Origin of the sequence: Zavarzinella sp. (assembly GCA_041399155.1) — a bacterium.
Taxonomy (GTDB): Bacteria; Planctomycetota; Planctomycetia; order Gemmatales; family Gemmataceae; genus JAWKTI01.
This window is the reverse complement of sequence record JAWKTI010000003.1, coordinates 1-11,024: the sequence shown is the minus strand read 5'-3', so window position 1 is coordinate 11,024 and position 11,024 is coordinate 1. Positions and strand designations below refer to the sequence as shown.

Annotated in this window: 6 protein-coding genes; 2 read left to right on the top strand and 4 right to left on the bottom strand. The window is 51.8% G+C overall.

What is annotated here, in order from left to right; translation table 11 throughout:
• Positions 1–2: 2 nt before the first annotated feature.
• From R3B84_14120 to R3B84_14110, 3 genes are read right to left on the bottom strand one after another with little or no spacing between them, the layout of a single operon-like run.
• A complete protein-coding gene (locus R3B84_14120) occupies positions 3–1,928 on the bottom strand; it encodes a site-specific DNA-methyltransferase (GenBank protein ID MEZ6141704.1) in 1,926 nt (641 codons plus the stop codon).
• The gene (locus R3B84_14115; GenBank protein ID MEZ6141703.1) at positions 1,925–2,692 is read right to left on the bottom strand and encodes a DUF4391 domain-containing protein; all 768 of its coding nucleotides are present in this window, start codon (positions 2,690–2,692) and stop codon (positions 1,925–1,927) included. Before R3B84_14115 ends, R3B84_14120 begins: the two co-directional genes overlap by 4 nt.
• Positions 2,689–5,877 (bottom strand): helicase-related protein, encoded by a 3,189-nt coding sequence (locus tag R3B84_14110; protein ID MEZ6141702.1) that lies wholly within the window; start codon positions 5,875–5,877, stop codon positions 2,689–2,691. Before R3B84_14110 ends, R3B84_14115 begins: the two co-directional genes overlap by 4 nt.
• 368 nt (positions 5,878–6,245) lie before the next feature.
• Here R3B84_14110 and R3B84_14105 point away from each other — a divergent pair, with 368 nt between their 5' ends.
• Positions 6,246–7,424, top strand: a complete 1,179-nt coding sequence (locus tag R3B84_14105) for a DNA methyltransferase (GenBank protein ID MEZ6141701.1) — start codon at positions 6,246–6,248, stop codon at positions 7,422–7,424.
• Here the strand turns inward: R3B84_14105 and R3B84_14100 are convergent.
• Positions 7,393–7,683, bottom strand: a complete 291-nt coding sequence (locus R3B84_14100; GenBank protein MEZ6141700.1) for a hypothetical protein — start codon at positions 7,681–7,683, stop codon at positions 7,393–7,395. The genes R3B84_14105 and R3B84_14100 overlap by 32 nt on opposite strands.
• A 262-nt stretch (positions 7,684–7,945) precedes the next feature.
• On the opposite strand from R3B84_14100, the gene R3B84_14095 reads away from it, so the two are divergent.
• The coding region (locus tag R3B84_14095; protein ID MEZ6141699.1) for a tetratricopeptide repeat protein at positions 7,946–11,024 on the top strand (3,079 nt) is incomplete at its 3' end.

The following is an 11,024-nucleotide window of genomic DNA, read 5'->3' as shown; positions in this document are numbered from 1 at the left end:
CCTCACAGGCTTCGGACGTTCTTCAGCCCATGCTGGCTGAGAATGGCGGTCAGGTTGGTTTTGGCAATGTCGTCTTCAAAAGCACTGTCGCGGAAGACAGCCTGCGATTCACCAATAGGTGCCAGAGTTTGGTGCCAATCAGCGATGCCAAGTGCGAGTGCTTCAACCGTTTCAGTTGCAATCGTTTCTTCCAGGCATGCAAAGAGTACCCCTCCGCCGATACTGTACACTTTCTTCTTCGCTATCATTTTCGACTCAATCGGGACACAAAGGTCCAAGCCAAGTTTCAACAGTAGTTCAGTAAGAATATCGTCTGATGTACGGCCTTCTTTAAGATGCTCCACAGAATCAAACATCGTTGCGTCGAGGTCGTCCGGGTTGGGGTCCCAGGTTCGGATATTGGATGAATCCAGTTTGAAGACTCGGAAGCCGGTATCTCCAGCAAACATCGGGTGTTCATCCTTGACCTTCTTGCCTGCTCGCCGGAGTCGTTCCTTCGTCAGTTCCGCGATGGTGCGTGGCTTACCGAGGTTATCGCAAAAGTTCGCTGCTGTCTTCTGGTCCTTGTTCTCCGGATCGAGCGGTTCGGGAAGTTGCACGAGGATGAACCGCCTGTTTCCACCATCGGCCGCATTCTGTGCCATTACAGCATGGCCAGTGGTGCCACTGCCAGCAAAGAAATCGAGGATTAGGTCATTTTTTTTAGATTCGTGTGTTGTGCCCCCTATTTGGACGAGATGCTGTAAAAGAGTTGTTGGCTTTGGGTAATTGAAAACAGAATCCTCAAATAAATGTCGCAGCTCTGATGTTGCAGACTGAGTATGTCCTACATCTTTGTATAACAGAACACTCCGTGGAACAACGTCGCTAGCTTCACTCAAATAATTCTTGATTCTTGGAGATGATGATTCTCCGTTCAGTCCCCAATAGAGTTCTCCATTGTTGTTCAACTCTTCCATTCTGCTTCTTGAAAGAGCCCAAACAGCTTCTTTTCGAGGCCAAACTTCTTGCTTAGTCTTTGGATTGATTATTGGATAGTACAAATTGGGCCGTTCTTCCGAGCTTTTATTACATGTTGCAGCTGTAGAATTCCACAAACCTTTTGGATCTTCATCTGGATTAGAATAATATTTGTTATGATCTTCAGTTCTTGCCAAACGCGATAATGCTAGAGGGGTAAGTTGCCTTGCTGCTGTAAGTATATAATCATGATCATTGCTAAAATATCTTGAGTCGTTGGATGGGCTGACTTTTTTTTGCCACACAAGGCAATGAATAAAGTTTTCTTCGCCGAATACTTCATGGAGTAACCAATTTAAATTCAGCAATTCTGTATCATCACAACTGACAAATATAACTCCATCTTCTCGCAGAAGGTTCCTTGCCAACATCAGGCGGGGGTACATCATGTTGAGCCAGTGAGTATGAAACCGACCGCTGGTTTCGGTGTTGCTTGCGATCTTGGTTCCGCCTTCGATCTGGCCCGTCAGTTCGAGGTAATTCTTGATGTTATCGTGAAAGTTGTCCGGGTAGACGAAGTCTTTACCAGTATTGTATGGCGGATCAATGTATATCAGCTTCACCTTGCCACTGTAACTCTTTTGCAGGAGTTTCAGCACTTCGAGATTATCCCCCTCAATGACGAGGTTCTGGGTGGTCTCTTCATCGACACCTTCCCCAAGAGCAGGTCGCAGCGTGCCTGTGCTGGGAGTAAGAGCCAATTGCCGAGCCCGTCGTTTACCATGCCAGTTCAGGCCGTACTTTTCCTCCCGTTCATCAACCGATCTACCCAGCAATTGTTTCAGTACGTCGAAGTCGATTTTCCCTTCGGTGAATGCCTCAGGAAACAGGCCACGCAGTTGTGCGATATTCTCGGCAACAATGTCCGCCGATTGGCTTTCTGGATCGCCTGCTGCAATCGGTTTCATTCGCTATCTCCCTTCCCAAGTTGTGCCAGAAACTGTAATCGTTCATCTTGCAATCGCCGTAATTCCAGATTCATCTCCACACGGCGATTCAGTTGCGTTGTTTTTTCTGCGTTCGCCCGGAGTGCGGCAATCTCTACATCGAGCCTGGCAATCTCGCGGACGGAAATCTGCCATCTTTCTGTTACTCCCCGCGATGAGGCAAGAGCAAATGAACCCGTATATCGAGCAGCATCCAGAGCAGTAATGCGATCGAACCAACCCTGATATAGAGAGAAGAGATTTTCCTTCGGCAACCCAGCCAGCGAAAGGTGCTTAAGGAAAGCAGTATCTACCTCATCTGATGTCACCGAAACACCAACGATACCGCCATCAAGAACTATCTTCGATGAGTCATTTTCTGCTTTTCGAAGATGGGCCATAGAAAATGTCATCCCATTGCTAATTGTACTTACAAGCGCCAGCGGATAAGGAATCGCTCGATGAACAAGCTCCCGTAACCGCACTGCCTTTGCTCCAGACCGCAAGGAGAGAGATAATACAGCAATTTCAAGGTATTCACGAGTAGCATCTCGAAAAGATGGTACACCGATCGATTCGGGTTTCAGAGCTGCCACCCAGATAAGCTCTTCAATGCCATCGTTGATGATCCGTTTATCGGCAGCGGTTGGGGCACCATTCTCCAGCAATAATTTTTTGGCAACTCGTTGATCGACCCGCGTATGTGCGGGAAGTGCCATTGCTTCAATGAGCGAATCGGCTGTCACGATCCAACCTCTGCAAGCACTGGAAGAAACATTACCACTTCGAAATCATGCATTCCCGCAAACTGCCCTTTGTGTGGGTGTGTACCACCTGGAGAAAACAAACTGGCTGTCGATCGCTCTTCCTTCTTTCCGGTAATCGAGGCTACCGCAACAGCCAGTAATTTCTGATAGTGCTCCATTTTCTCACCATTGCGAGTAATTTTATCGAATTCTCCACAGGCAATGGGATCCGGGGTTGATCGTTCAGAACAGAGACGCTTGAGGTAGTCTAGGATCTGTTTTCCCTGTGTAAATGAGTGAACTACACTGCCGTCATCACCCACATGAACAAGGTAGTGAGGTGCCAATGGATAACCTGGTTCCGCAGGTTTGTCTGCAAACTCCCCCATCGCTCGGAGACAGAAGATCGCACCTGGTGGAATTGGGGTTTCGCCATTCAGACTCGATGTGACGGAAAAGGTACCGAAAGGCAACTTCGCAAGGTTTTGTCGCTCTTCCTTCGAAAGACGGGCCAGATCAATGCGAAAGTCGTTCAGGGTGAGATCGGCAATCGATACACCACTGGACAAGTCTTCCATATCGATAACAGCATCCTGCAACTTCAACAACTGCTTTCGTCGGTACTCCAGGTCGTTCATCTGGTTGCCAGACTGCTGCTCAATTACGTTCTCTTCTCCTGTTGCCGAGATGTCGAGTAGCACCATGCGACCACTGACCCGTTGTTCGAGGCCGATGTACTCTTCCAGCTCCATATTCGGCCAGAAATTCACTAGTTGTATCACTGAGTTGGGTGAACCGATACGATCGATCCGTCCAAACCGCTGAATGATCCGGACGGGGTTCCAGTGAATGTCATAGTTGATGAGGAAATCACAATCCTGAAGGTTCTGGCCTTCAGAAATACAATCATTTGCAATCAGCAGGTCGATGTCACCTTCCCCTGCAAATTCTGCCGGTCGCTCCTTTGCTCGCGGTGCAAATGCAGAGAGTAAAGTAGACATGTTCAGTCGGAGTGTGGAGATGGAACTTCTCATCCGACCCGCAGTTACCATTGCGGTGTTCAATCCCAGTGTCGTTGCCCACGGGGTGAGTTGTTCGTAAAGATATTTCGCTGTATCTGTGAAGGCTGTAAAAACCAGTACTTTCCGATTGCCTGCATTAATCGGCTGGCGAATTTTCTCCTCGATCACTTTGCGCAAGTCGGCGAGTTTTGCATCACGTTCCGGATTGACGCTTTTTGCAGCAGTGAGCATTGAAGTAAGCCTGTCGCGGTCCTCCATCAGGTCTTGTTGCCACCGAACGCGGTCGACATCCTGTAACAACACCTTGACTTTCGCCCCTGCCAGCAGTGGTTCAAAAACAGGGTCCTCAACATCTACCTCGTGGATATCGATCTCTTCAACGCTATCGACATGCCTTTCGATCTGTGCAAGTGTCGTCTCAACGGTATGTAGCAGACGTTCCACAGTGAGCGAGAACGAAGAGACCGCACTTTCCATACGCTTGAGCAAGTTGACGCGCAATAGATGAATTAGACTCTCTTCTCGGTCAGACTGTCTAAAAAGACCACCCTTTACCCGCTGGCTGTATTTGGCATCGTATGCTGGTTGCTTGGCGGGCAATACGTAGCGAAGTGGTGCGTAAGAACTGAGGTTGAGCCGTCGAATGTCGTCGTTGATTTCTGCAATCGGTGGAAATTGCTGGGTCAGGTCCACATCCGCGTAGATGTTTATTGGTGTCAGCCGTTCGGGAAACTTACCGGTTTCTGATGTGCCATAATATTTTTCGACATGCTTCCGCGACCGTGCAATCGTGAGCAGATCAAGCAGTTGGAAGTAGTCAAACCCAAGCATATCCATCAGCCTAGCTGGTCGGCGTTCTTCGTCTTCCAATTGTTGCCACTTGTTGAATTGAGTCTGGGCAAGACGAACCGTCGTTTCGATGCTGGTGATCCCCTGATCCTTAAGTGCTTCATCATTCCCTTCGGTTGCGAAAGTAATCTGGTTCTTCAGGTCAGCCAACCGATTATTGACGGGTGTCGCTGACAGCATCAGGACTCTGGTCCGCACACCATCCTGAATAATCCGGCGCATCAATTTGTCGTATCTTGTTTCGCCACCTGCCTTCGGCGTAGTTCGGTTACGGAAGTTGTGCGATTCATCAATGACGACAAGATCGTAGTTGCCCCAGTTGATGTGTGACAAATCGATATCACCCGAGAACCCATCATCTCGAGACAGGTCTGTGTGATTGAGTACATCGTAGTTGAGGCGATCTGATGCAAGAATATTGCGACGGTCATTAGAACGATAAATTGTCCAGTTTTCTCGAAGCCTCTTGGGACATAGGACCAGCACACGGTCATTCCTGAGTTCGTAGTACTTGATGACCGCGAGTGCCTCAAATGTTTTCCCTAATCCAACACTGTCTGCGATGATACACCCGCCGTATCGTTCTAGTTTGTCGATAGCTCCGATGACACCATCCCGTTGGAAGCGGAATAGCTTTTTCCAGATGATTGTATTCTTGATTCCGGTTGCACTTTTGACGATTCGCTCTTCATCGAGTTCCTCACCGTACTTTTGGAAGAGATGCAAAAGTGCGAGGTGATATGCAGTCTCTGGAGAACGATGATCTACCATTTCGCTCAGTTTTTCGAACAAACTGCTTTTGATCCCGTTTGACTGAGTGCTTATCCAGAGTTGCGAGAACCATTCGTGATATACGGAAGCTTCATTCGAAGATTCCGTACGTTGAATGAGACCGAACTGGACACCTGGTGTCAGGCCAAAACCCGATGTGGTAAAAGGACAATTACCAGTAATTGCCACATTTTCACCGGGTGAGTTGTGAACCATGATTGCTGATTGCGGTATACCCGTTGGTGCCTGCTGAACCTGGACATCGTGATTTAACCACCTCATACATTGGGAGGCCCACCATCGTCCTAATAATTTGTTGCGAGAAGCACGATCAGCATCAGAACCGAGTAAACCGGGATCATGTAATGACGGATCAGGCAGAACGAGCCGAGACTTACCAGCTTTTTCCAGAAAATCTAGGACCTCAGCGAAACCGAATAGTGATAATTCAGGCGTTACAATGTCGATGGAACAGCCAGGAACAACCATCTTTTTGAAAACGTCAAGTACACGGTCATTACCGCTGTTGGAAATGAGTTTCATGGGTCTGGCTCGAACCTGGACGAACAAGTACTTCGCGAACAAGGAGTTCGCAGGAAAGATTATCCTACTTGCGAATCGATTCTGGAAAAGGCAAAAACAACTTCGTTCAATTTACTGCAGTAGTTATTGTGTTGTTCAAGAAACCTTGAACCATGTCGTTGTTTGGAACATATTCAAACTTAGGCCACCCGCACACCTCAGGGCATTGCTGAAATATCGTTTCAAAGAGCGGGATTCAGTAGGATTCGGACCAGCAATTCTCTTGAAACCAACAGCCACTACTTATTTGGGAAACACTTTCTTTGAAAGCATTTACATGAATTTATGTATCTGTTAGAGTGTAGGTATAGTAGTACACAGAGAAACAGATGAGAATTGAACAGAGAGACATATCGAAGGTATTTCCCTTCCCGGACAATCCGAGGGTAATCGGTGCGGACTCCATCAACTCCGTGGCAAACTCGATCAGGGATTTCGGGTGGGTTCAGCCGATCGTGGTCGACCTGCAGAGCGTGATCATTGCGGGCCACACCAGGTACTTGGCAGCTCAAAAACTGGGACTGAAGAAGGTGCCGGTGTTCGTTGCGGATATCGCCGAAGAGGCAGCCAGGGCCCTCCGGATCGCCGACAACAAAACGAACGAGCTGTCAAAGTGGGACGATATCAAACTGCCCACGGAGCTGAACTGGCTCAAATCGAACGGGTACAATCTGGCTGACTTTGGGTGGAATGATAAGGAGCTCGGAAAGTACCTGGGCAAAATCCTCGACGGTGGGCTGACCGATCCGGATCTGGTACCGGAGCCGCCAAAGGAAGCAATCACCCAGCCATGTAACCTCTGGCTCATGGGCGAGCACCGACTCCTGTGTGGAGACTCGACGAAGGCCGACGATGTAGCCAGGCTGATGGAAAGTGTGAAGGCCGACGCTTGCGTAACAGATCCCCCCTACGGCGTTTCGTACGTTGGCAAAACAAAAGATAAGTTGAAGGTGGAAAACGACCACCTGGACGAAAAGGGGCTGGCTGAGCTGGTGTCTGCAGCCTTTGATCATTCCCAGGCGAACTGTCGACCAGGTGCATACTGGTACGCAACCGTTCCTGCAGGCCCTCTGCACATCATGTTTGCGGACGACTGGAATCGGCGTGGCATTCTCCGGCAGATCCTGGTGTGGGCAAAAGATTCGATGGTGCTTGGTCACAGCGAGTACCATTACCAGCACGAGCCTATCCTGTTTGGCTGGATCCCTGGGGACCGGCACAAGAACGCAGACCGCACTCGGACCACGCTGTGGCAGCATCCAAGGCCCAAAGCGAGCCGTGAGCACCCGACCATGAAGCCGGTTTCCCTTTGGGCTCAGGCGTTGGGTGATGGCACGCGAGAAGGCGAAATTGTCTACGATCCGTTTCTCGGGAGTGGTACCACGGTGATCGCAGCTGAGCAGCTCAGTAGGAAATGTTACGGGGTTGAGATCAGCCCAAAATACTGCGACGTGATCGTAAAGCGTTGGGAAGATTTTACCGGGCAGAAAGCGAAGCTGGCTGGGTAGCCTGGTAGTCGCCGTGAGCTACTTTCACCACCTCGGGGCATTGTTGGAACATCACATCAAAGAGCGGGATCAGCACCTGGCATTCGGCATTTGAAACCTTTGGATCAGCTTCCGTACACACCACGGCATTCATTATGTCTGCCATCTGCTGGGTGGTGAGCAATTTTTCCAGTCCGCCGACCAGGACACCCAGTATGGTTTTGATCCAATGTTGGCCGTTGGGGGATCCGAGTAATGTTTCCAATTCGTTCGTAGACATTCGATTCTCCAAGTTAGAAGCATCATCACATTAGAGTTTGTCGATGGGTTTTCAAATGAAATTTGGGAAACTTTCAAGCAATTGCCTGCTTGTCGCTACTATTGATCCATTCCAAGTAACTGGGTGACACAGATCAGATCTAACGATGATTACATTTCTGGTATTGGTAGAGCAGACTTTGTTGTAAAACAGTGATAAACTGTAGTTTGAACTATTCGATAATATATCGTACACCGAATTTGCAATCTTCATGAGTTTAATCGTGAATCGCTCCTCAATCATAGATCAGTTTCCCTATCCGATTGCGTTGCCGTACTCACTTATATTCGACGAGTCGCTTTTACCTTCGGAACGTCGCTGGGCACTGTGTTTTACCCAATATCAAACTCTGCGGATGGTCGTGTTGGCCTTTATCAGTCAGTACCTGCGGACTCCAATCGATGAGACTGCGAAAGAAGCTGTTAAAACTACCAATGAGCGTATTGCATCCCTGCGTTCTCCGATGTTCTCCGATTGGGTTACTGCAGTTCGCACCCTGCCCAGAAAGTGGCCGGCCCTGAAACTTACCCAACCATTTCCTGATTTGCCCGATAATTTGAAGAAATTGCCATCAGTAGAGAGAAGCATTCCGGATTCAAGCAGGATAACAAAACTCCAGTCCCTGGAAGCAATCGTCGCCCTACGCAACTATATCGCCCACGGCGGCCTCCCGGACCAGCAGCAGGCCGAGCGACACCTGGCCGAATACATCCCGGTCCTGGAGGAGGTGCTCACCGCCTTCGCCTTCCTCGCCGACTGCCAACTGCTGGTTTGCGATGACACTGAGAAGGTGAAGCAGGGGCTGCCGGTAGCGGTGCGGTCGCTGACCGGGGTGACCCCACTAGAGCCGGTAGAAACGGACCTGACGCCGGAGTTGGAGGCGGCGTTTGGTGAGTCCGTCGCCGTGCTGGTCACACCCACCAAGGTGCCGATCCCCCTCGACCCACTGCTGCGACCGCTCCCGCACGATGAGCCGCTCTACCTCTACGACGGGCACTACGGCATCCGGGTGACGGCCAAGACGGAGGCGGTGAACAGGTACGTCTACTACCTGGGGGTACGGGACAAGCGCAGCGGCACGCCGGACTGTCAAGCGGCTGCTGAACGCTTGCGGGAACTACTCGTTGCCCGCAACATTAACTACGACCTGCCGAAGGAACGGGTCTACCCGTGGACGATCGCCGAGGCCGCCCTCGACTACTCCCGTCGGACTCTCACCGACCTGCGCGGCACCAAATACTTTCCGGAGTGCTACGAGCCGTTCCCGAAAATCGGTGATCACCTCGACCGCTTCCTGAGCGTGCCAGCCCGCGACCAGTGGAAGGACACTACCCGTCCGCGGTTCCTCAATTGCCTGCTCCTGCTCGGCACCGCTGGCAGTGGGAAAACAGCCCTTCTCGCCCGATGGGTGGAGCAGTTGCTTAACACACTGGGTAATTCGCCAAACACGCTCGCCGACCCCGAAGCCGACCGCGGCAACCCTAATGTGGTTCTCTTCCTCCGCGGCAACGGCATCGCGCTGCGGCCGGACGGGGTGTCGCTGTTCGGCGACGTGGCCGAGAAGCTCGGCGTGTCTGTCGGCGAGAAGGGGATCGGCAGCTTCGACGAACTGTTCGCCCACCTACACACCGGATTTCTGAAAGATCAGGCGCCAGGCCGCCGGCTGGTGCTAGTGGTTGACGCCCTAAACGAGGCACCATTCGCCGAGCAGGTCACGCGCGAGGCCCTACAGCTGGTTTCGCTCGCTGCCCGTTTCCCGTGGTGCAAGGTGGTGCTCTCCACCCGCGACGAGTGGCTGGCCATTCTGCCGGAGAAGATGGCCGCGACCGAGGCCGACCCGCGGGCCGACGTGAAGGATTTTCTCTACGATCCCGACCCGAACCAGCCGGGCGAACGACGCCTGCCCGCACTCGTGATCGAACCACTGGTCGCTGACCACGCCGAGCGGATCTACCGCAAGCACCAAGCCCGCGCCCGTTCGAAGACCGAAGACGGCTATGCCATCCCCGCCTGTATCACGCCGTGGGACAACCTGTCCGCCAACGTGCGGAAGCTGCTCACCAACCCGCTCTACCTTTACCTCTTCCAGCGGGCGTTCGCCGGCCGCCCGGTGGGGCCGGTGGCGGGGGTGCCGGAACTGTACGCGGCGTATGTGGAGTCGGCGTACGAGCGGAACATCGGGCCGGCGGTGCGGGCGGTGGAGGAGCACTTGATCGCCGACCCCGACCGCGCCACCTCCGACCTGACCGACGACGACGTGAACGCTCTGCGACTTGGTTGGGCGTCCGGCCGCACCGCGATGGAGGTTCGCACCGACTTCCACCCGGTTGAGATGCTGGTGCACGAGGGGTTCATCACCAAGCGGGTACGGGAGGAGGGGGGTGGGTATCGGTTCGTCTACCAGACGGTGGCCGAGTACCTTCTCTATCGCCATCTGCGGGACGCGATGCCGACGGGCGCCGACGAGTTCGCTTACTGGCTGAAGCTGGCGAAGCGTGAGACGGCGTTTCCCGAGTACGCCGGGGCGTTCCTGTTCTTGTTGCGGAACTGGGAGGACCGCGATGACGCCCGCGAGTGGATCGGCAAGCTAATGGAAGAAGGGGAGGAATGGACCGGAGGTGTACTAACGAAACTGCTCGACGAACTGGCCCGCACCGGTTTCGTTCCCGGAGTAGTATCATCGCGAGGTGAAAGACTATCTGGATCACTGGTAAAAAACGATTCCGAACGAATTGCCTCCGCAATCTATCGGGCAGGGTCCTCACTAATCACAACTTCATTGGCACCGACTGCATTGCTGTATTTGAGGTCTACGGTCACGATTCTCGAAAAGCTACTGGCTTGTAACCCGGATAACTTGGAGATTGCGTCTGGGCTGGCTCGGGCGTTGAGAATCCTAGGGATCTTACAACGCGCATCTGGGATGATAAACGAATCTGAAGTCAACTACCGGCGTAGTGTGCAGCTGTACGATGATCTCTACCATCAAAACCCATCGAACATACAGCTCTTAGTCGGACTAGCACGTGGGTTAAACAACCTAGCTATCCTCCTGCGTTTAATTGGACGGGCTACAGAAGCCGAAACAAGCTACAGGCGTAGTTTGCAGTTCTATGAGGATCACTGTCGTCAAAACCCAACGAACTTTAATGTCACGGCAGGGTTAGCGTTGACTTTGAATAACTTTGGTAATCTTTTGCGTGCAGAGGGAAGGGTGGGAGATGCTGAGAACAATTACTCTCGTAGTATGCAATTGTATGAAGAACTTTACCTTCAGAATCCAGCGAACATAGAGATTGCGG